This window comes from Pedobacter sp. SL55 (assembly GCF_026625705.1).
GTDB lineage: Bacteria > Bacteroidota > Bacteroidia > Sphingobacteriales > Sphingobacteriaceae > Pedobacter.
Window position 1 is genome coordinate 577779 of sequence record NZ_CP113059.1, and the last position, 24092, is coordinate 601870.

Annotated in this window: 21 protein-coding genes; 4 read left to right on the forward strand and 17 right to left on the reverse strand. The window is 37.3% G+C overall.

Features of this window, described 5'->3' with window-relative positions; all coding sequences use genetic code 11:
• Nucleotides 1-38: 38 nt before the first annotated feature.
• From OVA16_RS02545 to OVA16_RS02585, 9 genes are all read right to left on the reverse strand, one after another.
• Nucleotides 39-812: a 5'-nucleotidase, lipoprotein e(P4) family gene (locus OVA16_RS02545; protein WP_267763355.1), complete on the reverse strand. Its 774-nt coding sequence runs from the start codon at nucleotides 810-812 to the stop codon at nucleotides 39-41.
• Nucleotides 813-987: 175 nt separating this feature from the next.
• Complete coding sequence (gene atpG, locus OVA16_RS02550; RefSeq protein ID WP_267763356.1) at nucleotides 988-1869, reverse strand: ATP synthase F1 subunit gamma; 882 nt, start codon at nucleotides 1867-1869, stop codon at nucleotides 988-990.
• Nucleotides 1870-1949: 80 nt separating this feature from the next.
• Nucleotides 1950-3524 carry a F0F1 ATP synthase subunit alpha gene (gene atpA, locus OVA16_RS02555; RefSeq protein WP_267763357.1) on the reverse strand — a complete coding sequence of 525 codons (1575 nt, stop codon included), beginning with the start codon at nucleotides 3522-3524 and terminating at the stop codon, nucleotides 1950-1952.
• Between the two features lie 216 nt (nucleotides 3525-3740).
• A complete protein-coding gene (gene atpH / locus OVA16_RS02560) occupies nucleotides 3741-4277 on the reverse strand; it encodes an ATP synthase F1 subunit delta (RefSeq protein WP_267763358.1) in 537 nt (178 codons plus the stop codon).
• Nucleotides 4278-4349: 72 nt separating this feature from the next.
• Nucleotides 4350-4844, reverse strand: a complete 495-nt coding sequence (locus OVA16_RS02565) for a F0F1 ATP synthase subunit B (RefSeq protein ID WP_267763359.1) — start codon at nucleotides 4842-4844, stop codon at nucleotides 4350-4352.
• Nucleotides 4845-4937: 93 nt separating this feature from the next.
• Nucleotides 4938-5144 carry an ATP synthase F0 subunit C gene (atpE, locus tag OVA16_RS02570; RefSeq protein WP_010601523.1) on the reverse strand — a complete coding sequence of 69 codons (207 nt, stop codon included), beginning with the start codon at nucleotides 5142-5144 and terminating at the stop codon, nucleotides 4938-4940.
• A 41-nt stretch (nucleotides 5145-5185) separates the two neighbouring features.
• The gene (atpB, locus tag OVA16_RS02575; protein ID WP_324288483.1) at nucleotides 5186-6343 is read right to left on the reverse strand and encodes a F0F1 ATP synthase subunit A; all 1158 of its coding nucleotides are present in this window, start codon (nucleotides 6341-6343) and stop codon (nucleotides 5186-5188) included.
• 73 nt (nucleotides 6344-6416) lie between these two features.
• Entirely contained in the window at nucleotides 6417-6782 is a 366-nt protein-coding gene (locus OVA16_RS02580) for a hypothetical protein (RefSeq protein ID WP_267763361.1), read from the reverse strand.
• Nucleotides 6783-6810: 28 nt separating this feature from the next.
• Nucleotides 6811-7026, reverse strand: a complete 216-nt coding sequence (locus OVA16_RS02585) for an AtpZ/AtpI family protein (protein WP_267763362.1) — start codon at nucleotides 7024-7026, stop codon at nucleotides 6811-6813.
• 106 nt (nucleotides 7027-7132) lie between these two features.
• Between OVA16_RS02585 and OVA16_RS02590 the strand changes: the two genes are divergently transcribed.
• The 3 genes from OVA16_RS02590 (at nucleotide 7133) to uvrC (ending at nucleotide 14374) form a co-directional block, all read left to right on the forward strand.
• Complete coding sequence (locus OVA16_RS02590; RefSeq protein WP_267763363.1) at nucleotides 7133-10105, forward strand: gliding motility protein; 2973 nt, start codon at nucleotides 7133-7135, stop codon at nucleotides 10103-10105.
• Entirely contained in the window at nucleotides 10095-12350 is a 2256-nt protein-coding gene (locus OVA16_RS02595) for a transglycosylase domain-containing protein (RefSeq protein WP_267763364.1), read from the forward strand. The genes OVA16_RS02590 and OVA16_RS02595 overlap by 11 nt, the downstream gene beginning before the upstream one ends.
• A 215-nt stretch (nucleotides 12351-12565) precedes the next feature.
• Nucleotides 12566-14374 (forward strand): excinuclease ABC subunit UvrC, encoded by a 1809-nt coding sequence (gene uvrC, locus OVA16_RS02600; RefSeq protein ID WP_267763365.1) that lies wholly within the window; start codon nucleotides 12566-12568, stop codon nucleotides 14372-14374.
• A 188-nt stretch (nucleotides 14375-14562) separates the two neighbouring features.
• Here uvrC and gldN read toward each other — a convergent pair whose 3' ends face one another.
• The 8 genes from gldN to OVA16_RS02640 all read right to left on the reverse strand — a co-directional run bounded on the left by gldN (nucleotide 14563) and on the right by OVA16_RS02640 (nucleotide 23413).
• Nucleotides 14563-15507, reverse strand: coding sequence for a gliding motility protein GldN (gldN, locus tag OVA16_RS02605; RefSeq protein WP_267763366.1), 945 nt, complete (start codon nucleotides 15505-15507; stop codon nucleotides 14563-14565).
• 6 nt (nucleotides 15508-15513) lie between these two features.
• The gene (gene gldM, locus OVA16_RS02610) at nucleotides 15514-17040 is read right to left on the reverse strand and encodes a gliding motility protein GldM (RefSeq protein ID WP_267763367.1); all 1527 of its coding nucleotides are present in this window, start codon (nucleotides 17038-17040) and stop codon (nucleotides 15514-15516) included.
• Nucleotides 17041-17076: 36 nt separating this feature from the next.
• Nucleotides 17077-17880 carry a gliding motility protein GldL gene (gene gldL / locus OVA16_RS02615; RefSeq protein WP_267763368.1) on the reverse strand — a complete coding sequence of 268 codons (804 nt, stop codon included), beginning with the start codon at nucleotides 17878-17880 and terminating at the stop codon, nucleotides 17077-17079.
• 57 nt (nucleotides 17881-17937) lie between these two features.
• Nucleotides 17938-19257, reverse strand: coding sequence for an SUMF1/EgtB/PvdO family nonheme iron enzyme (locus OVA16_RS02620; protein ID WP_267763369.1), 1320 nt, complete (start codon nucleotides 19255-19257; stop codon nucleotides 17938-17940).
• A gap of 351 nt (nucleotides 19258-19608) precedes the next feature.
• Nucleotides 19609-20379 (reverse strand): uroporphyrinogen-III synthase, encoded by a 771-nt coding sequence (locus tag OVA16_RS02625; protein WP_138722843.1) that lies wholly within the window; start codon nucleotides 20377-20379, stop codon nucleotides 19609-19611.
• 15 nt (nucleotides 20380-20394) lie between these two features.
• Nucleotides 20395-21357 carry a DUF4271 domain-containing protein gene (locus tag OVA16_RS02630; protein WP_267763370.1) on the reverse strand — a complete coding sequence of 321 codons (963 nt, stop codon included), beginning with the start codon at nucleotides 21355-21357 and terminating at the stop codon, nucleotides 20395-20397.
• Nucleotide 21358: 1 nt separating this feature from the next.
• Complete coding sequence (locus OVA16_RS02635; RefSeq protein ID WP_267763371.1) at nucleotides 21359-23089, reverse strand: BamA/TamA family outer membrane protein; 1731 nt, start codon at nucleotides 23087-23089, stop codon at nucleotides 21359-21361.
• Between the two features lie 45 nt (nucleotides 23090-23134).
• Nucleotides 23135-23413, reverse strand: coding sequence for a pyrimidine/purine nucleoside phosphorylase (locus tag OVA16_RS02640; protein ID WP_267763372.1), 279 nt, complete (start codon nucleotides 23411-23413; stop codon nucleotides 23135-23137).
• A gap of 326 nt (nucleotides 23414-23739) precedes the next feature.
• Here OVA16_RS02640 and OVA16_RS02645 point away from each other — a divergent pair, with 326 nt between their 5' ends.
• Nucleotides 23740-24075 carry a hypothetical protein gene (locus tag OVA16_RS02645; protein ID WP_267763373.1) on the forward strand — a complete coding sequence of 112 codons (336 nt, stop codon included), beginning with the start codon at nucleotides 23740-23742 and terminating at the stop codon, nucleotides 24073-24075.
• Nucleotides 24076-24092 lie beyond the last annotated feature (17 nt).

Genomic DNA, 24092 nt, shown 5'->3' on the forward strand with positions numbered 1-24092 from the left:
GCGCAAAAATAACATTTCTAGAATAAAAACACTAGAAATTAATAACTTTTAAGCTTTTCTAAGCGCTGCTTTGCTTTCTCTTGTTCAGTAAATTTTCCTTCTTTGTAAAGCAGTTTCTCCCAATCGCCATACATTGGGTTAGGCAACACAATAAACTTTGTACCAAACAGGTGCTGATTTGCATCAACTTGTTCCTTTGTATCTTTTCCTTCGCGATAAAAAACATTAGAAAAATCGCTTAAATTATCTCCACAAAGCAAAAGCACATTGTATTTCTCCAATACTTTATTTCTTCGCTCTTGCTTATCAGAGGTGGTACTTTTCAATAAAATATGAGCCTCATCAACATAAGGGAAGCCTAGCTTCTTTAAGTTTTCAATAGTGCCTTTTCGATCTGCTTCATCCCTGTTGGTTACGTAAAATGTCTCTACGTTTTTACTAGCGGCAAATTTTAAGAATGACAATGCACCAGGTACCGTATCTGCCATTGCCTTGGCGGTCCATGCGGTCCAATCTGCAGGAACATAACTTACCCCATGTTGAATTTCGTAGCCTTGAAAACGTGAGTTATCGATAATCGTTTCATCAGCATCTACAATAACGCAGTTAGGTTTACCATTTTGATTTTCCCATAAAGCCTCTTTTAAAGATAATCTGGCAAAGTTATAAGCCTGAAAGGCTAACGCTCTATACTCACCACTATATTGCTGCCATAGCACTGCATTTGTCCAATCTCTTTCTGGGCCAGCCTTTTGTGCTGAAGCTAAAGTTGGGATAGCCAGCAAAGCAATAATTAATATTCTAAATCTCATATCAGATAAGTTAAAAGTCAAAAGTATAAAGTTAAAAGCTAAAACCTATAACCTTCGTGTAATGAATTAAGAAGAATTTAAAAATACAACAACAAAAAACCCTTACCGAAAACGATAAGGGTTTATATCTCTTAAGTTAGTTAATACCGAATGAACTACTGAACAAATGAACTAATTATCCATTCAACGCAGCCGCACCACTTACAATTTCAGTTAACTCAGTTGTAATAGCCGCTTGGCGTGCTTGGTTGTAAGACAATTTCAATGCTTTCAACAAGTCTCCTGCATTTTCAGTTGCTTTATCCATCGAAGTCATACGTGCACCGTGCTCAGAAGCATGAGAATCTAACACTGCTTTGTATAACTGAATTTTGATTGATTTAGGGATCAATTGAGAAACAATCTCTTCTTGGTTTGGCTCTAAAATATAATCAACGTTAGAAGCTTTAACCTCTACTACACCTTCTGCCTTAGGCAAAGGCAATAACTGTTCTGTAGTAATAATTTGTACAGCCGCATTTTTAAACTGATTGTACACTAACTCCACTTTATCAAACTCTCCTTTTGCGAAACCAGCCATAATAGCTTCGGTAATTTTAGTTACGTTTTCGAAAGTAAGCGCTTGGTAAATGTCGTTATTATTACCAATTACGTTGTAACCACGTTTCTCGTAAAAATCTTGTGTCTTCTTACCAATAGCAACGATACTTACATTTCCTTTTTTAAGCTGCTCACTATATTTCTCCGCAATTAAGTTATTTGTAGCCTTAATTACGTTCATATTAAACGCACCTGCTAAACCTCTATTTGAAGATACAGTAACGATTAGCACCTTGTTAGGCACTCGCTCTTCGGTAAAAGGAGAGGTAGAACCTTCTAAGCTAGCCGAAAGATTTCCTAAAATCTCTTTCAACTTGGTTGCGTAAGGACGTAATTGAACAATCGCATTAGTAGCACGCTTCAACTTCGCTGCCGAAACCATTTTCATAGCTTTGGTAATTTGCTGAGTTGACTGCACCGAGGCAATACGATTTCTTACTTCTTTTAAATTGGCCATTTTTTATTTAAAGTTTCGGGTTACGAGTTACGAGTTTCGGGCAAAAACCCATAACTCATTACCCGCAACTCATAACTAAATTAGTATTTACTTGAAATTTCTTTTGCTACAGTTTCCAATACGCCAGTAATGGTATCATCAAACTTACCTGCTTTTAAAGCTGCTAAAGTTTCTGGATGACGCAATTCTAATGCTTGTAAGTAATCTGTTTCAAATTCTTTTACCTTGTTTACTGGTACGCTACGCATTAAGTTTTTAGTACCTGCGTAAACAATAGCTACTTGTTTCTCTACCGTAAATGGAGAGAACTGCGCTTGTTTCAACATCTCTACGTTACGAGCACCTTTATCTAGTACAGATTTTGTAGCCGCATCTAAATCAGAACCGAATTTAGAGAAAGCCTCTAGCTCACGGTATTGTGCTTGGTCTAATTTTAAAGTACCAGCCACTTTTTTCATTGATTTAATTTGTGCGTTACCACCTACACGTGATACAGAGATACCTACGTTAATTGCCGGACGGATACCTGAGTTAAACAAGTTAGACTCTAAGAAGATCTGACCATCAGTAATAGAAATTACGTTAGTAGGGATATATGCAGAAACGTCACCAGCTTGAGTTTCGATAATTGGCAATGCAGTTAATGAACCACCACCTTTAACGATACCTTTGATTGACTCTGGTAAATCGTTCATGTTTTTAGCGATATCATCGTTAGCGTTGATTTTCGCAGCTCTTTCTAACAAACGACTGTGTAAGTAGAATACGTCACCTGGATAAGCCTCACGACCTGGAGGACGTTTCAATAATAAAGAAACCTCACGGTAAGCCACAGCTTGTTTAGATAAATCATCATAAACAATTAAAGCCGGGCGACCAGTATCACGGAAAAACTCGCCAATTGCAGCACCTGCAAATGGAGAATAGAATTGTAATGGAGCAGGTTCAGCAGCAGAAGCAGCTACAACCACAGTATAAGCCATTGCACCGTTTTCTTCTAAAGTACGTACAACGTTTGCTACTGTACTTGCTTTTTGACCACAAGCTACATAGATACAGAATACAGGGTTACCTGCTTCGTAAAATTCTTTTTGGTTGATAATCGTATCGATACAAACCGCAGTTTTACCAATTTGACGGTCACCAATAACCAACTCGCGTTGACCACGACCAATTGGAATCATTGCATCAATAGCTTTGATACCAGTTTGTAGGGGCTCGTTTACTGGCTGACGATAGATTACCCCAGGCGCTTTACGCTCCAAAGGCATTTCGTAAGTAGCACCAGCGATAGGTCCTTTACCATCAATTGGCTCGCCTAAAGTGTTTACCACACGACCAAGCATTCCTTCTCCAACCTTGATCGAAGCGATTTTCTTAGTACGTTTAATGGTATCACCTTCTTTGATCTCGTCTGATGGGCCTAACAATACCACACCTACGTTATCTTCTTCAAGGTTCAATACAATTCCTTGCAAACCGTTAGCAAACTCAACAAGCTCACCACTTTGAACTTTAGTTAAGCCGTAAACACGAGCAATACCATCGCCCACTTGCAATACAGTACCAACTTCCTCTAGTTCAGCTTCTGATTTGAAGCCGGCCAATTGCTGTCTGATAATTGCCGAAACTTCGTCTGGTCTTACCTCTACCATAATTTTATGTTATTTTGATATCTTTTTGTAAAATGTAATCTCTTACTCTTTTGTTATTTCAGTCCCGCTTTACACTTCAATCTGTTTTATCCTTCGACAAGCTCAGGATGACAAACAGGATTTACGTTTCAATCGGGTTTATAATTGTTATTGCTGTAGTTCTTTTGTCATTGTAGTACCTTCAAAGTCTCAATACACAATACTCAAATCTCACTACTAGTTAGCAAATTCCTTTTTCAGTTTATTTAAACCGCTGGCAATGCTGGCATCAAATTGTCTATCGCCAACTTTCAAGATAAAACCGCCAATTAAATCTGGATTAACTTTTTCCACTACCACCACTTCGCTAGCACCTAATTCTTTTTTAACCAAGTTAACTACTTCAGTTCTGTTAGCATCAGTTAAAGCACTTGCCGAAGTTACTTCTGCAGTTACAATACCTTTAATGGCATTGTACTGTTGCACAAATTGTTTAGCAGTATCAAACAATATTGCCGAACGGCCCTTTTTAACCACCAATTGGAAAAAGCTATTGGTAATGGCATGTACTTTACCGCCAAAAACGCCTTCCAAAATCCCTTGCTTTTTATCTAAAGGCACAATAGGGTTTTTAAGGATAGCCTCTAACTCAGAATTACCATCAACTATTTGCTCAAAAAACACCATATCATTCTTCACTTCTTCTACAGCGTTTTGCTCTTTAGAAAGATCTAACAATGATTTTGCGTACCTAGCTCCTGCTTTACTTGACATATCTTTGTGTTACGAGTTACCTATTGTTAGTTGCGGGCACTCATAACCCATAACTCACAACCCATAACCTATTTAGTTTAATTCAACGTCTTTTAACAAATTGTTAACCAACTCTTGTTGCTTAGCTTTATCGTCTAATTGCGTACGTAAAACACGCTCTGCGATATCTAAAGACAAAGCCGAAACTTGACCTTTTAATTCTGCCAAAGCAGCTTTCTTTTGGTTCTCAATTTCGATACGAGCTTTCTCAATTAACTTAGCTCCTTCTGCTTGCGCTTGAGTTTTAGCTTCGTTCACAATACCATCTTTTAAAGCTTTCGCTTCTTTCAAGATTTGATCACGTTCTTCACGAGCTTGTTTCATTAACTCTTCGTTCTGAGCGCTTAAGCGAGCCATCTCTTGTCTAGCCAACTCAGCTTTGTTTAAAGCCTCATCAATGCTTTGCTCACGGTCGCTAATGCCTTTCATGATTGGTTTCCAAGCAAACTTGCCCAATAAAAACACCAATACTAAGAATGCAATCGTATTCCAAACTAATAAACCAACTTCAGGAATTAATAAATCCATTGTATATATTTAATATTTTTTAATGTTAAACGTTTTAAATAAGCACCTTAACGGCAACCCCGAGAAGGTGCTTATCTTAAAATTTCTCTTTGATTATTTTGCGATCAAAGAAACTACTACTGCGAATAACGCAACAGCCTCAATAAAGGCAGCAGCGATAAGCATAGCAGTTTGAATTTTTGAAGCGGCTTCTGGTTGACGAGCAATAGATTCCATTGCAGATCCACCGATTTTACCGATACCTAATCCAGCGCCAATTGCAGCTAAGCCTGCGCCGATTGCAGCTAATGTTCCAGTCATTTTTCTGATTTATTTATTATTGTTTAACAATTATGTTCTAATTAATGGTGTTCTTCTACCGCCATACCAATAAATAAGGCTGATAGAATAGTAAATATAAATGCTTGTATAAAGGCTACCAAAAATTCAATTAATCCGATAAATACCGCAAAGAAAATTGAAGCTGGAGCTACAGCATAAGAGTTAAAAATAAAGATTAAGCATAGTAGAGACATCACCAAGATGTGACCTGCCGTAATGTTTGCGAACAAACGGATAGCTAGGGCGATAGGCTTAGTAAACATACCGAAAATCTCCACAGGGATCATTAATGGTTTTAACCACCAAGGCACAGGAGGGTTTAAAATATGCCCCCAGTAATATTTATTTGCTTTAAAAGTTGTAATCAAGAAAGTACAAGCGGCCAAAACGACAGTTAAAGCAATGTTACCAGTTACGTTAGCACCTCCCGGAAAGAAAGGAACCAAACCCAACATATTGTTTAACCAGATGAAGAAAAACACAGATAACAAATAAGGCATAAAAGCAGCATATTTATGACCCAAGTTTGGTCTAGCAATATCATCACGCACAAAAAGAATAATCGGCTCTAAGAAAGATTGAATTCCTTTTGGCGCCTTGCCAACTCTCTTTTTATAACCAGCAGCAACCGTTGTAAATACAATTACCAAAACGATAATTGACAACAACATACTGAATACGTTTTTAGTGATTGAAAAATCTAGGGGACGAACGTTAGTAATCGTTTCTTCGCCTTTTTGGTTAGTTACATGCGAAACGTAAGAACCATGCGCATCTGCAGTTGCGTTAGCGTAATAGATTTTATTATGAGCAATAGCAAAACGTTGACCGTTTTTCTCTACCACAACTTTACCCGCATCATCAAACTGAAAAGCCGACGAGCTGAAAGTTACCAAACCATTGTCGGTCCACAAGATAATTGGCAAATGCAAATGCACACCATGATCTCCATGACCAAACAAAGTGAAGTAGTGGCTATCGCTAATGTGATGAAAAATAAAAGAGGTAATATCGAAACCTTTTTCTTCTTTCGCATGTTCCTCAGCATGTGTAGCTGGAGCAGCCACTTCATGACCATGAGCACTCACGCTATCAGTTTGCGCAAAAGCAGTAGTTCTAAATCCTAAAAACGCAGAAAAAAGCGCAAAAACAACAATTACTCTTCTAACTTTTGACACAAAAACTCGGTTATAATCCATTTACTCGCAGATTTTTACTATTTATTTTGGTGGCGCAAGTTACGCAACAAACCTAATATTTCAAAGAGGGTAAACAATAAATATAAAGAAAAAAATTAAGCGCAAATGCCATATCCCCTTTAGTTTGTTTTAAGCTGTAAATCAGCACAAAAGACATAGCGAATAACATTTTGATAATTACTGCTCCCAAAATGGCAAAAACACCAATCTCCGGTTTTTTCTGAATACCCAAATAAGCTAATAAATAAGCTATAAAGGTTAAACCTGCCAAAAATCCAAATACCAACCAAAATTGGCTAGCAATTGCCTGAGGAAAAAAATGTTTCAATAGCGTAGCTACACCAGCAAGCAAAGCCGTGTAAACCAAATAAGCGGGAACAAACTTTCTTAAAACCAAAATGTTTAAAATTTTACGCAAAGGTAATTAAAGCATGGCAATCCTATAATTACTTATCTTTATTTAAAGATCTTACCACCTGATAAAGCGAGGCGGCTACACCAACAATCCCTAAAAGAGCAGTAAAAAGAAAATTTGATATTTGTTGATGCTCATCAATCTTATAACCCACAAATGCAAAAACGCCAATAGTTGCCAACATTTGAAAGGCCATCCCACTATATTTGATATAATTAGGTGTAGGTTTATTTTTTGGGTCAATCATTTTATATATTAATAGTTTAGTAAATTGCGATTAATTATTAAGATTGTATTGCCGAATAAAATATTTTTGCAGATATTTTGTTATAGTAATAAATAAACAAAAATCATTGAACACCTACAGAAAACATCTCATTAGCGCCATTTTATGCAGCCTATTGCTTGCATTAACTTTTGGCTGCTCTTCTCAAAAAGATACCGTTGTAAACAGAAAGCTACAAAACCTTTCGGCAAGATATAACCTTATCTACAATTCTAATGTTTTGTTAGATGAATATTTAGAAAGTGTAAATCAAAGTAGAAAAGATAATTTCGATAATTTTTTGCCGCTCTACCATGCTCCCGCAACAGCAGATGCCACCACTGCAGGCACAAAAATTAAAGAACTTGACGAAGTTGATCAGAAAGCAAGGACCATTATTGCAGAAAAAAACATCAGTAATTATATAGATGATGCTTACATCCTTTTAGGCAAAACAAATTTTTACCAAGGCAAATATTATAATGCCCAAGCATATTTCGACTATGTGGCAAGTGCCTATCATAAAAACCACAAAGTATATTTGAATGCCCTAAACTGGAAAGCCCGAAGCTTAATTGAATTAGATGATTTAGACAATGCAGAGAGGGTATTAGATACTGTAGTTACAGAATTAGATTCGGTAAAAGGTCAAAAATCGGAGCCTTTGGCAACTTTAGCCCAAATTAGTATCATTAAAGAAAATGACAAACAAGCCATCACCTATTTAGAAAAAGCTTTAAAAGCTGGACCAACGTCTTTAAATAAAACCAGATGGACTTACACTTTAGCCCAGCTTTATGAAAGCGAAAAAGAATTTGAAAAAAGTTTAAGTGCTTATCGCAAAGTAGAAAAAAGCAATGCAGCTTTTGATATGTACTTTAACGCTAAGCTAAGCCGAATTAGAGTAACCGAACAATTAAGCGGCAATAGCTTCGATAGAAAGCTAGCGCTTACTAAAATGCTGAAAGATGATAAGAACGAAGATTTTAAAGACCAAATCTATTATGAAATTGCCGAGGATTACTATGGTAGCAATGACTATGGCAAAGCCGAAGCATATTACAACCTTTCGGTAAAAAGCAGCACCACTAATAATGTGCAAAAGGCTCTATCGTACTTAAAAATTGCCGATTTAAACTTTAAACATTATAGCGATTACGTAACCGCTAAGCTGTATTATGATAGTACGGCATTAACTTTGCCCAAAACGCATCCGCTGTATAATGCCATAGCTAAAAAAGCACAGAACCTAGCTTATCTACAGCAAAGGTACGAGACCATTAGCCTACAAGATACACTTCAAAAATTTGCTAAGTTGCCAGCAGCAGACAGAGAAATTGCCTTAGCTAATTATTTTGCGGCTTTAGAAAACAAAACTACTACAGGTAGTAGCAACAACGCACAACAAACTACTACAGGAAGAGCAAACGTAAACTACACTTCGCCAACGGGCAGTACCTTTTATTTTGCTAACACCAATGCAATTAGCAGGGGTTTCAACGAATTTAAAAAGCGCTGGGGTAATAGAAAGTTAACTCCAAATTGGCGCCAAAGTGTAAAGTCTTCGCAAAGCCAAGCAGATGCGCTTGCTGCCGTTGATGATGGATTTGGAGCAATGCCACAAAACCCAGATGCACCTGCCACTTCGGCTCCAAAATCTGCAAATCAATCTGCACTATATTTAGATTCTATTCCGCTTACTCCGGCAGCTTTAGAAGCCTCTAACCAAAAAATCATCAATGCCTATTTAGATATAGGCAGTTTTTATCAGCAGGTTTTAAATGATAAGCCAGAGGCGATAAAAACTTACGAAGCTTTACTGAAACGGTTTCCTAACAACAACAAGCTAGATATGGTTTACTATAGCTTGTACTTGGCGTATAAAGGCACAGATAATGCAAAATCTAACGAGTATAAAAATCTGGTATTAAGCAAATTTCCGAATTCGGCTTTTGCAAAAACTATTTTAGACCCTAATTTTTCTCTAAAGCAAAACCAATTAGAAGCAATGTTAAATAAAGAATACGAGGGCTTATTTAACAAACTGCAAGAGAAAGATTTTAGCACAGTAATTACTAGCGCTAGTGATATAAGTAAACGTTTTCCAGGTAATACCATGGAACCGCAGTACGATTACCTTAAGGCCATAGCTATTGGACGTACAGAAAATGTAGACCACCTAATTGCGGCCTTTAAAGACATTTCGGAAAGGCACCAAAAAGATGTGCTGATAAAACCATTGGTAGACCAGCACTTATTATACATCAATGCACATTTAAGCGAGTTTAAGAAAAGGAAAATAGCATTGGTTGGCTACGACCCTTACGAAATTCCTTTTGCAGAAAACAAAACTGGAATTAGGTTAAACGAGCCTATTATTGCCAATGTTCTAGATCCAACAGGCAAGAAAAAATTCGTACAGCCAGCACCACCAGTAGTGAAACAGCCAATTGCGGAAAAACCAATTGAAAAGCCTATAACAGAGAAAAAACCAGAGGTAAAACCAACAGTAAAAGAAATTAAAAAGGATACGGTAATTGCTAAAGCACCAGTTGTAGAAACTAAGAAAGATACTGTGGCTATACCTCCTGTTATTGCTACAGAAAAGAAAGACACCATTGCAAATCCAATTGTAATTACAAAACCAGCAGATACAGTTGCCCAACCAATTGCTGTTCCAGAACCTCCAAAAGAGACTTTATTTAACCCAGCATCGTCTAGCAATTACTATTATGTAGTAGCGGTTAACTCGGCAAGCGCTAATGTGAGCACTTCTCGTTTCGGCATCGGGCAATTTAATAGAGGTAATTACTCGGGCACCAACCTTCGCCATCAACTTAAAGAACTAGAACAAGATCAGTTAATTATAGTAGGCGATTTTACAAGTATTTCTGATGTGCAGCAATATCAACAAACCATAAAATCAAAATTAGGTAGAATTATCAAAATACCTGCCGCTAATTATACTACTTTTGCAATAAGTAAAGAGAACTTAGAAAAAATTACCAATCGCGATACTTTAGAGCGGTATATCAGATATATCAATAACAATGAATTATAGAAATAAGAACAACAATTCACTACCTCCAGAATTAATCAAAAAATACAACTGGCGTATTTGGAAAGTACTTATTGCGGGCATCATTGCTTTTGCAATTTTCATTGTCATGATTAGCTTTGGCATTTTTGGAGAGATACCGTCGTTTAGAGCAATAGAACATCCTAAAAGCAACGAAGCCACAGAGGTAATTTCTGAGGAAGGCAAAGTTTTGGGCACCTATTTCGTTAAAAACCGTTCAAACGTTAACTACAGCGAAATTTCTCCGAATGTAATTAATGCGCTAATTGCCACAGAAGACATCCGCTTCCGCTCGCACTCTGGTATAGATTTTAGGCGTACCTTTACCATTTTCCTTTACGCACTTGTAGGTAAAAAGCAAGGTGGAAGTACCATTACACAGCAGTTGGCACTTAACCTTTTCTCCGAAGAAGGTAGGGCGAAAAACTTTGCAAAACGTATTATCCAAAAATTTCAGGAATGGGTTATTGCCATTAAATTAGAACGCAACTATACCAAAGAAGAAATCATTACCATGTATTTAAACACGGTTGATTTTGGAAACCAGGCTTATGGTATTAAATCTGCTGCTCGTGTGTATTTTAACACTACTCCAGATAAATTAACCGTACCGCAAGCTGCCGTGTTAATTGGTTTACAAAAAGGAATTACCCGCTACTCGCCTACCAAAAACCCCGAACGCTCTTTAGATAGAAGAAATACGGTAATGGCTTTGATGGTTAAGCAAGGCTATATTACTGAAGACCAATTTGCTGGCGAAAGAGAAAAACCTTTAAACCTACATTTTAATGCGGCAACTACTAACGATGGCATAGCGCCATATTTTAGAGCTGTGCTAAAAAACGAAGTAAAAAAAATATTAGAGGAACGTTCTATCAATAAAGCTGATGGTACACCTTATGATTTAGACAGAGATGGATTAAAAGTGTACACTACCATCAACTATCAAATGCAAGTGTATGCCGAAGAAGCACAAAAAGAATACATGAAAACCTTGCAAGCACAATTTACCAAAAGCTGGAAAGGTAGAAATCCTTTTAGGGGAAAAGAAGCGCTGATAGAACAAGGTGTAAAAAGATCAGACCGCTACAAAGCATTAAAAGCCGAAGGCAAATCTGACGAAGAAATTACCGCAGACTTTAATACGCCTACAAAACTTACCATTTTTACTTGGAAAGGCAATATTGATACCTTAATGAAACCTATCGATTCGGTTAAATACTATAAATTGCTTTTACGCAATGCGATGATGGCCATGGATCCTAAAAGTGGAAACATTAAAGCTTGGGTAGGCGGTATTAATTTTGAGCACTTTAAATACGACCAAGTAAAAATGGGCAAGCGCCAAGTAGGGTCTACCGCCAAGCCATTTACTTACGCAGTAGCAATAGAAAATGGATATTCGCCTTGTTATGAGGTATTAAACGAGCCGGTAACTATTTCTAACCCCGGTAGTCCAGATTGGACGCCGAGAAACTCTGGAACGCCATTGCCGGGCAAAATTACCTTGCAAAAAGGCTTGGCCTATTCGCAAAACTATATTGTGGCTTATTTAATGAAACAAGTTGGCCCAACAGCGGTAATGAACGAGATCAAAAAAATGGGAATTAGTAGCGATGTGCCGGCGGTTCCATCCATTGCACTAGGGACTTTTGATGCCTCAATTTACGATATGGTTGGCGCTTACGGTGTGTTTGCCAATAAAGGCGCCTGGACGCAGCCTAACTTTATCACTAAAATAGAAGATAAAAATGGCGTGGTACTTTACGAAAGTAAACCGATTATTAAAGTAGCCATGAACGAAGAAGTGGCTTACGTAATGACCCGCATGCTACGCGGCGTAGTTACTGGCGGAACAGGTTCTCGATTAAGCTATAAGTACAAAGTAAATGGCCCAATTGGTGGCAAAACGGGCACCACGCAAAATAACTCTGATGGTTGGTTTATGGCCATTACACCAGATTTAGTTGCAGGTGTTTGGACAGGTTGCGAAGACCGTGCTTTTCACTTTACCAGCACCAGCTACGGCGAAGGTGCAAATTCGGCACTGCCAATTTACGCAGGTTTCATGAAACGGGTTTACGCCAATCCTAACTTAAAAATGGGCAAAAACGATTTTGAACCACCTACCAGCGGCGTAAATATTGTTTACGATTGTAACCAATACCAGCAACAACAACTGGAGCAAACCACTACGTCGGAATTAGATAAGAAATTAGGGTTTTAATAAGTAATCTAAAACAAGAGGCTGTCTCAAAAGTAAAATAATGCCGTCATTTCGACAATCAAAGGAGAAGAACCGAAGGTCTACGAAGTAAATTGAAAATCAACGAAGTTAAATCTCTTTCAGAAGCATTTCTGAAGCAGATCTCTCTCTAACGTTCGAGATGACGAGCGAATTTGAGAGAGCCTCTTGTTTTTTATGTAAATTTGCAATCCAATATGAGCAGTTTCGATTATAAAAAGGCCTTAAAAGATATCCCGCATAAACCTGGCGTTTACCAATATTTTGATGCGGATGATAAGCTTATTTATATTGGCAAAGCTAAAGACCTACGTAATCGGGTGAGCTCTTACTTTGTGCAAGACAAACAGCTTAATGGTAAAACACGAGCACTGGTTTCTAAAATTAGGCGCATTCAGTTTACCATTGTAGACACCGAAATTGATGCTTGGCTACTGGAAAATAGCTTAATCAAGAAGCATCAGCCCCGCTATAACATTATGCTTAAAGATGACAAGACCTACCCATGGATTGTCATTAAAAAAGAACCGTTTCCAAGAGTTTTTTCTACGAGAAGAATGATCAAAGATGGTTCTACCTATTTAGGCCCTTACGCTTCTGTAGGTATGATGCACACTATTTTAGACCTTATTAAAGAGACCTATACTTTGCGTACTTGCAATCTGGCTTTAACACCTGAAAACATTAACGCGGGAAAATTTAAAGTATGTTTGGAATATCAGATCGGTAATTGTAAAGGGCCTTGCCAAAACTATCAATCTAAAGAAGACTACGAAAATAACATTGCCGAAATTAAAGACATTTTAAACGGTAAAATTGGCAATGTGATAAAAGACGTAAAGCAAGTGGTTAAAACCGCTGCAGAAGAACTCAATTTTGAACTGGCACACGATTATCAGAAAAAGCTGAGTGTGCTAGAAAAATACCAAAGCAAATCTACAGTGGTTAGCAGCGCCATTACCAATATAGATGTGGTAAGCATTGCCAGCGATGAGCGTTATGCCTTTGTGAACTACCTGAAAGTGATGAACGGTGCCATCATCCAAACGCAAACCATAGAAATTAAAAAACGGTTGGACGAAAGTGATGAAGAACTACTTTCTATTGCCATTGCGGAGTTTAGAAGTAGATTTAAAAGCACCTCTAAAGAGATTGTAGTTCCTTTTGAAATTCCTTTGGATGACACTAATTTAAAACTTACCGTGCCTAAGTTAGGCGAGAAAAAAGCGCTTTTGGAGCTTTCGCAAAAGAATGTGCTGTTCTTTAAAAAAGAAAAATTAAACCAATACGAGAAGTTAAATCCAGAGCTCAAAACAGATCGGGTGTTAACACAAATGAAAAACGATTTGAGGTTAACACAATTACCTTACCATATCGAATGTTTTGATAACTCGAACTTTCAGGGAAAATATCCAGTTTCGGCCATTGTGGTATTTAAGGATGCCAAACCAAGTAAAAAAGACTATCGCCATTTTAATGTGAAAACCGTGGAAGGCCCAAACGATTTTGCCACCATGCAAGAAGCTGTTTATAGGCGTTATAAGCGTATGCTGGATGAAAACCAAAGCTTACCGCAACTCATCATTATTGATGGTGGTAAAGGCCAGCTATCATCGGCGGTAAGCAGCTTAAAGAAACTGGGTATTGATAAAAAAGTGACGATTATTGGCATTGCCAAAAGATTAGAAGAACTATTTTATCCTGGCGATAGCTTACCGATGTATTTGGATAAAAAATCGGAGACTTTAAAAATTATTCAGCATTTAAGAGACGAAGCACATCGCTTTGGTATTACCTTTCACCGCAAAAAACGTGACCAAGGCACTTTAAAAACGGAGCTTGAAGAAATTGAAGGTATTGGTAAAGCTACGGCAGATAAGTTGCTCACTCATTTTAAATCTGTGAAAAAAATTAAAGAAGCAAGCGCAGAAGAATTGGCTAAACTACTTAACAAAAAGCAAGTGGTTACGCTTTTAAACTATTTCAATAATATAGAAGAAGTTTAAAAAGCTATTGTAAAATCGTCATTGCGAGGCACAAAGCAATCTTACTACTATTAAAGGTAACATTATGCTCTAGGATTGCTTCGTTCCTCGCAATGACGACCGAAATAAAAAAAGAGCAAACCTTATCGATTTGCTCTTTTTTATACTTAATGTTAGCCCTTCCCTTTGGGGAGGGTTGGGTGGGGCTTTTAATACTCCCAAAGTGCCTGTTCCATATCGGCCATTTTCTTTTTGATGCGCTCGCTTTCTAACAAACGCTGTCTTGGATCGCCAATTAAGTCTTTTACTTTATAATCTCCAGCATTGGTTTCTTTCACAATGTGACTAGAGAACAAACGATGGATAAAGAAATCGTCCATACTTAATGGAGAAGAATCGTTTAACGAATTGAAAAGCCTTTTGGTAGCCAGAATATCTCTTGCCTCTTCGTAAGCGATCCAAAATACTGGTTGCCATTCTTTAGTCTGGTCGTTCAGCTTTAAAGGAGCTAGCGCCACAATACGAGGTTCAAAAACACCTCTTTTACCATCAAAAACCCAGTCTTCTTTAATTCTATATTTCTTAAACAACTCCGGATTAAATTCGCCTGGCACTTGTGTAACTGTACCCGTTTTATTGTTGGTTACATTTACCACACCATTTGCCAATCTCAATGCATCGGCGGTATCTAAAGGAAAATCAAATCCGTCTACGTCATCTAAAGTTGTTGGATTTTTAGGATTATATGCGGTTAGTTCCTCATTTTTTACATGAGTAATCAACACCTCAATTAATCTCGATTTAGGATAGTTAAGTACGCCGTTAATGGTATCACGCAAGTCTATATCTCTCCATACCCTTTTGGTATATACCACATCTTCATCTTTAATTACAGGCAAAAATGCTTTCTCAGATGCGGTATCTCTAAGCTCTCTTTCCATGGCATAACCATCTTTTGGTTTTACCTTTGGAGTTTTCTTAGCCACCACCTTTTTTGTAGAATCTGCTTTTTGCACCACTGGAGTGCTAACAGGAGTGGTAGTTTTACCAGCATTGTTCTGCTTCGCATTGGTTTGTCTGGCATTGCCTTTCTGAGCGAAACTTACAGCTGCGAATAAAATCGCTACAACAAACAACAACGTACCCTTTTTCATCTTCAATTATTTTACTTTAAATACCAATTGTGGCAATACTTTTTGTCTACCATCTGGACCTTGCGATACAATATCACTAAAGATTACCGTAGTACCAGGAGATACTGCATTAATTGCATTTCTAACCGCTCCAGTAAAATTGCCACCTTGTCCAGAAATCGTAATTGCATCTGAACGAGGTTTAATTACCGTAAGTTCGAAACGCAAGATCTTAAACTTCACATCAAAAGGAAAATCATCTAAATCGGCTTCAATTTCACTTTCGCTTTTCAACTGTACCGAAGCAATATCGCCACCACCGTAGCCACCAACTTTTGCAATTGGTGCCGGAATAGCTTTTACCCTAAACTTAGGTGCGCCTAGGTTTACTGTTTTTCCATCGTTAGTACCGCTCACGTTAATAGATACTTCTTTTCCTACTAAAGATCCCGGAACGTTAATCATGTACTTACCACCACTTCCACTTAATGAACCACCAGTAATTGTGGCATTCACATTTGGAAATCCTGGTGCAGAAATTGTAAACGGGTTCGGAATACCTGCATAAATCACATTCAGCTTATCTGAAGAAACTGTTGCCGATGGGGCAGCTACTTGATAAGTCATCGGAGGAGTCTCGAAAGAGTCAAATTTTCCCGTTTTATTATTCTTAACCCTAATTGTACCTCTCCAAGTAAATGTACCTACGCTTCCTGTGCCACCTGTATAAACACCTTTACCATTCACGGTGGGCACTTTAGAGCCATTTACACTCACATCTGGACTAGATTTGGTATCACTTGCAGTAAGATAAATCTCTGCTTTGTATGGCTGGCCTTGTATTACGTAAGAAGAAGGAGCTACTGCTACCGCCTCGAAATGATCTAAGGTTACAATCGGCTTATCAGCTAAAATTTTATTGATGATATCAGCTTCCATGTTTTTAGCATCATTCTGAATCATGGTTAAGATGGTTCTAAAAGCCGCCAATGGCACGCCCTCTCCAAACATACTTCCAGTCCAACTTTTGGGCTCGCCTGCCTTAGGTTTGGCAGGGTCTAAAGCCTGTAGCATAAATGTCGGCTTACCTTCATCAGGCTGTAATAAAGAAGCTAATTTTTTACCTGCCTCATTAATTTTAGCTTGTAATTCTTTACCTGCCTTTGGAGTTGCGTCGTTACCCATGATATTTTGACCAATATCTAGGTTATTTTTTTGTACCAAATCTCCATTTTCATCAAAACCATCGGCCGCTATTTTAGCATGAAGCCCATCAATGTATTTGATCAAGTCTTCGCCTACCTTTTGTGCCTCTTTAGCTCTATTTAATTTTAATAGGTTATCGCCACTTTCTTTGGCTTTGGTACTTTCGTAATTTCTTAAAAGTTGAGTAATGTTATTACCCACGTTTTCTTTAGAGGTGTTTAAGCTATCATTAATATTTTTAAATGCTTTTAACACCAAATCTGAAACGTTAAGGGCAAGCATAGCTAACAGTACCAAATACATGATACCGATCATCTTCTGCCTTGCCGTTTCCTTGCCTCCTGCCATATTATATCAATATTTAATAGTTAATAATATGACCGATTAAGCACGAGGTTGGTTCATTGCCGTTAGCATGTTGCCATAAATAGCATTTAACGACGATAGGTTTTTTGCTAGTTTACCAACTTCTTCTTTAAACTGTTTAGAGTCTTCCATAGAGTCGTTAAAGTTGCCCATGGTTAAAGAAAGATTTTGGTAAAATTTGTTCATTGATTTTAAATGAGCGCTAGAGTCTTGTAATTCTAATTCGTATACCGCGTTTAACGCAGATAAGTTTTTTGCCAAGTTATTTACTTGTTCGTGATAAGCTTTAGAATCTGCATTGCTAGCACCTAGTTCTGCCAGTTGTGCGGTTGCTTTATCAAAAGCGGTATTCATATTGCCAAGGCTGTCAGAAGCACCTTTAACTTTCGAAGTAAATTCAGTTGTGGCTAAAGAAGCATCGGCTACGTTAGAAATGCCCGCAACTTTATCTGAAAAGGTACGTAAACCGTTACCTAGGCTTTCAATCAATTCTGGACCAATTTTTTCGTTTACTAACTTATCTAAAGCGCCTGTAGCACCCACGCCAACTGCCGCTTGTGGAATGGCGTCTTGAGGAGTTGGTTTTCCATCTTTACGCAACTGCGGATAAACTTTATCCCATTCTACATCCGGATGTGGAGGGAAAAGACCTCCAATTAAGAACAAGAATGCTTCTACACCTAATCCAACACCAATCATTATACTTCCCCAAATTCCTCCCAAGTGAAGAATTTTAAATAATGCACCTACAATTACGATTGCAGCACCAACAGAAGTTGCAAGGTGTAATTTTGCCTCATTAGTAGCATATTTTCCAGCCATAGTTCTTAATAGTTAATTTTAGTTTGTGGTTTTATGTTTATGTTTTATTTTTTGATGCTACATTAAGCTATTTCCAGCGAAATGGGATACGCACCTGAAACCGATATACGACCTCGGTACATTTTGATACTCGTGTTGGGCAACTGAATTTTGAAGGAAAAATCCAACATCTTTCCAAGATCCGCCTTTTACAGTTTTACGTCTGCCTTTTCTAAAAATGGGGTTTTTATCTTCTGGAAGAGCTGTATTGTAAGAATTCAATGTCCACTCTGCTACGTTGCCAGCCATGTTATACAAACCATAATCGTTAGGCAAGTAAGCCCTGGCTTCTACCGTGTACAAGGCACCATCATCGGCATAATTACCTCTACCTACTTTAAAGTTAGCTTGCAAACAACCTTTGGCATTCATAATGTAAGGGCCACCCCAAGGATATTTTGTTTGCGTTCTGCCTCCACGAGCTGCATATTCAAATTCCGATTCGGTAGGCAAGTCATATTTCAGCCTAGAGTTTACAGGTAGTTTACGTTGGCGAGCAACATTTTCGTAAAACTGTGTACGCCAATTACTAAAAGCTCTAGCTTGATCCCAAGTTACGCCAACTACGGGGTATTTATCATAAGATGGGTGGTTAAAATAAGCTTCAACCATTGGGTCGTTATACTCATACGTATAATCTTTTCGCCAAACTAAAGTATCTGGATAAACCATTACCGAAGGGTGTTCGTTAACTTTACCAGGTGTTGGATTATCTGTATAGATATCATAATCATCGATACGTTGTCTATCAGCCAATGCTGCATTTTCTAACGCCATATCCATGTTTTTCTCTACATACGCATAGCGCAACAACTTAATATCAATATCCTTATCATTTTTGCCATGGGTAAAATTAGAAAGGTTATCGTTAATGTACATTGCCTTTAATTTGGTTTGCACATCTGGTTTCTTATTACGCCAAAGGTTAGAGCCATTACCCACCTTTTTCCAATCTATAACCTTAAACTTAGCGGGGCCGGCAGCAGCATTTCCTTTTGGTTTGATAAAATACTCTTCGATATTACCTTTGGTAACGGCTATAGAATCTCTTACCCAATTCACAAATTGCCTATACTCTGCATTGGTAATTTCTGTTTGGTCCATATAAAAAGGACTAATAGAAACCATTTTGCTCTGTTTACCCTGATAAAATGTAATATCTTCATCAGTCATCCCCAAAAGGTTTCTACCACCAGGTACATAAACCATTCCTAATGGAATAGCTGTATTTTTGAATTTTCTGTTATAGGCTCCCACTAACTCTCCTTGACCGCCTTTTCCGCAGCTAGATAACATTAATGACAGTAAGGTTATTGCAAGAAAGTATAATTTCTTCATAGTTTGTCTAAGCAATTTTATAGCAATTTTATCAATTAACATTGAGATTAACAACTATTCGCACAAAAAAATCCACACTTTTAACTGCAAAATAATTTATTAACATTCAGTTTATCTCAAAACTATAGGTTTTAAAAGTATAAATGTTGCAGATCTAATCCAACAATTAATTTTAAAAACCCATCCAAACGACACAAAAAACAAGATTACCTCCTTGCTTACCATGTAATCGGTACAGATAAACGCAAATAATATTGCTTTATTACGCCCTTAGCTAAAACATTGGTTATTTTATGCAAGTTAAGAGATAACAAGTTGCACATCAATACCTAAAAATAGGTATTTACCAAATTACTTATTAGATTTCTTGATGTAATTTTCTAAAGCCATGATCATAGAAGGAGCCTCTGGATTTGGAGCCGCGATATCCACAATTAAACCTTTATCGGCTACCGCTTTCTGTGTATTTAACCCAAAAGTAGCTATTCGCGTATTGTTCTGTAGAAAATTGGGGAAATTTGTATACAGTGACTGAATACTCGAAGGACTGAAGAACGCCAACACATCATAGAACACATCAGCCAGATCAGATAAGTCACTCACTACCGTTCTAAATAACACAGCTGGGGTTACATCGTAACCGTTTTTCTGTAGAAAGTTCATGGTATCTTCGGTAGCCACATCAGAACACGGATACAGGAATTTTTCGGTAGCATGTTTCTTTAACACCTCTGCCAAATCAGATGCAGTAGCTTTGCCAAAGAAAATTTTACGTTTTCTGTACTGGATGTATTTTTGAAGATAAAGCGCAGTAGATTCAGAAATGCAGAAATATTTCAAATTAACAGACACTTCAAACCTCATCTCTTCACATATCCTAAAGAAATGATCTACCGCATTTCTGCTGGTAAAAACCACGGCGGTAAAATCGGCCAGGTTAATTTTTTCCTTTCTAAAGTCTTTAGCTGGCACACCTTCTACGTGAATAAAAGAGCGAAAATCTATTCGAAGATTATACTTCTTTGCTAAATCAAAATATGGGGATTTTTCAGTTTCTGGCTTAGGCAAGGTTACCAATATGCTTTTTACCTTGCGTAATCTTTCGTCGTTATTTTCTTGCATTTTTCTAATTAGCACTTATAAACCTATTGCCTTGATTAATATCAATATAGGACAAATTTCGAGGGTGCAAAAGTACAAAAATAAATACAATTTAGGAAACCGATACTGTGATAAAATATTTACAGCAGCCCTTATAAACTGAAACACAAAGATAAGCACCAAGGCAAAAACCCCTAAATAAACATAACCAGCACCATATTTTTTGGCAGAAAGTGCAAAAGCGATGATGATTGGAACAAACAATAAAGAAGTATTAAAATAACTTAAATATAATATAGATATGTATTGATGAAGGGCTTTTTGCACATCGAACACGAAACCAATGAAGCGCAAACAAACTATTTTTAATAAATACAATAGAATAACTACTACAGATATAGTAATAAAAAAGGTAAAACCGCCTTGCTGTACTTGTGGCAGTTCCTGGTACTGTGCAGCTAGGTAAAAAAACATCCCAATGGTAAAACCAAATTGTATAAACAGCAATAAAAAAGACCAAGACGTAACCAAGTTATCTTCTTTGTTGAGGTTAATTAATGCTCGGTTACTGTAAAAAGATTGCACCACTGCACTTAATTGCTTGGCAAAGGTATTTTTTAAAATAGCAAACAACACCAGTAAAAAACCAATAATTGCCAGCACCCAAACATCGCCTTTGGGCAACAAATTACCATGCTGATAATCTACTTTTTCATAAGTCTGACTGGCTAGATCAATCCACTTTTTTAATGAAAAAACTTCAAAACCGTATCCATTATTTAAACTATCGATCCACTTTGCATTGGTTAGCGAATCTCTAATTTTTAAAATGTTGGGCGTTAGTGTATCAATCGCTGTAATTTTTGCACTATCAATGGCTATACTGTCTTGGGGCAGCACAGTATTTTTTAGCGTATCTACTATAGGAGCAATTTGCGCATGGCTAGCCAGGGTTATCAATACTGAAAAAACAAGAAGCAATAGGTTTTTCTTAGCCATTTTAAAATAGTGCGGTTATACCGAAGTGTATTTTACCTTGGCGCAAATTTAAGGGATTATTTCTTTGTTTCCCCAATGCATAACTCACAGAAAGAATTCCGAGGTTGGTTTCTAGGTTTGCTCCAGCTCCAAAACCCAAAGGAAAATCTGAATAATTTAACTTATCTGTTTTATACTGCAGGTAGGCTTGGTTGTAAAAGGCAAACAAAAAGGAGTTTTGCTCTAGCAAATACCTAACTTCGGCATTGCCAAGTGTATAGCTTGTGGCCAATATAGAAAGCTCGTTAAAACCTCGTAAGCTTCTTTGTCCGCCTAAGCGAAAAACCTCATTATCTAACAGGTATTTGCCATTTATAAATGCAGTTTGGTTAGCTACCGCAAAAACCAATTGTTTAGCCAAAGGCAAATAGTAATTAATTTGGCTAAACCATTTGTAAGAAGTGCTACTTAGCGGAATACCCTGATAAAGGTTTGCTGGAATAGCGGCATTTCGCTTTATTTTTTTGCTTCCTACAGCTGCATCAAACGCAACACTATAACCTTTTTGTGGATTGTATCTGTAATCTAGGTTTTCGATATTTAAACCCAAACCATAAAAAGTGGTGCTAGCATCTAAAATAGAGGGCAAAGCGGTTGCGTTTTGGTAAGCCTCTACTGCAGCTAAACTTGTAGATCTATTTTCGATAAAAAATTGAAAATTGCTATTGCCTTTTAACAGATAGTTGAACCCCAGTTTGGTATCTACATTTAAAAAGGCCGAGTCTTGTTTGTAAAGGGACAAGCTTGGGCTTAATCCAAAATCTGTATTAAGCACATGCGGAAAAATGGCCTTAATATCTAATAGCTGGCTTTTTTGTGCTAGGCCTTGATAGTTGAAATTTAACTGTTCGGCTCTTTTAAAAGCATTTTGCAAATTAAGTTTTAGGTTACCAACTAATTGAGTTTTGCTGCTGCTTCCATTTTGTTGTAGGCCAACAATACCATCAAATTGGTTCGCATTTTTTTTGTTAACGAAAACGCAAATCGAAGCTTTCTCATTAGAAAAACTTACCTCGGTTGGTTTTACCACTTCTAAAAAAGGGAGTTCGCGTAGCCGATTTTCTACTTGTGCTACCGATTTTTCGGCATAAGGCATTCCGTTTTTGGCATTAAGATAAGACTGTAAATATTTCTGCGAAATTTGTGCATTACCCACAATTTGCAAGGTATCAAATAAAACCTTCTGATGAGGTTTCGTATCTACACTTGCGCTTATTGTATTTCCCTCTATGCTAATTTGCTGCAAACTGACGCTGGCAAACGGATAACCACTATTTTCGTAGTAAGCGAGTAGGGCTTCAAAAAGCTTGGTAAGATGGGCAATATTAAAATCCACCCGCTCATAATTTTTTTCCTTAAAACCTACACTTTGTTTAATTGCCGATGGTAAATTTCCGCTATTGAGCCTAACCCATTGGTACAGCTGGTTTGGTTCAATTGCTACAGCAACTTGTTTTTCTTTAAATGCTAATGCTGTAATTTCTGCTAGCAAATAGCCCCTAAATTGTAATTGCGAAAGTAATTTGTCTGCTTCTTTATAAACGGCTACACTATCTTTAATTTCTTTAGGATACGTGATTACTTTTGATAGCGATTTGGAATGATCAGGAAAAGAAACGGTTAGCCTATAGCCCTGTTGGCCAAAAACAACTGCACTACAACAACAGAATAAAAGCAAAATTGCAAACCTCATATACTTTATCAAAAGTAATTAAAAGCATTAGGTTTATGGCAAAGGCTATTTGTATTTACACAAATACGAAACTTGGCCTGCTATTTTCACTTTAAAAGACGAGTTTGCTGCTATCTCAAATTTCTCTCCCGCACTAAAGGTTTTCCATATCGTTTCTCCAGCCAATAAAACTTCCATCTGTCCTTCTACAACAATCATAATTTCGTGGGTAGAAGTTCCAAACTCATACTCGCCCGCATCAATTACACCTACGGTAGATTTCCCATTGTGCTCATAGCCTAGCGATTTTACCGCTCCATCAAAATATTCGTTTACAGTAATCATATTGCTAAAATAACATATAACGAATAATCTATAGCTATTTTTTGAAATTAAATAGAGGGAAAAAACTTGCCAATAAAACAATAAGCATCGCTAATAAGGCTTACCCTTTTTAAAAACCGAATAAGCCATTAATGCTAGAAGACCACCAAACAAGCTAAGCAACTGTAAATAAACAACATGAACATAGCCATGTATAAAAATTCCCCTGTTTCCCGTATTTCCATCCGCAAACCATGTACAATTCGTTGTTTTTAACGCTAAAATGAGGATTTATTTTTTGGCATCAATTTTCTAGCAGAGCTAAAGAAACAGCAATAAAAAAACTTATGCGTACAATTTATTTAGCCATACTACTTATTTTACTAGTTAGCGCAGAATTATCAGCACAAAACAAGGTAAAAACTTTCCAATATACCCCCGGTATCAATAATAGAACCATTACTGGAACCATTACTAAAATAACTTGTTCTAATTATGCTAAGAAAAAGCTTAACTGGGTGTATTTAGGAGATACCATATTACACATTTGGGGAAAAGATTTAACTAAAAAAATTGCGGTAGGACAGCAGTGTAGTTTTGTTGGCGTTCAAAGATTAACAGGCGTAAGAAAATTAACTAATAAAAGCCAGGACATGCAAAACCAGCTGGCAAGTATCTTTTAATTCTAAATGGCTACCAA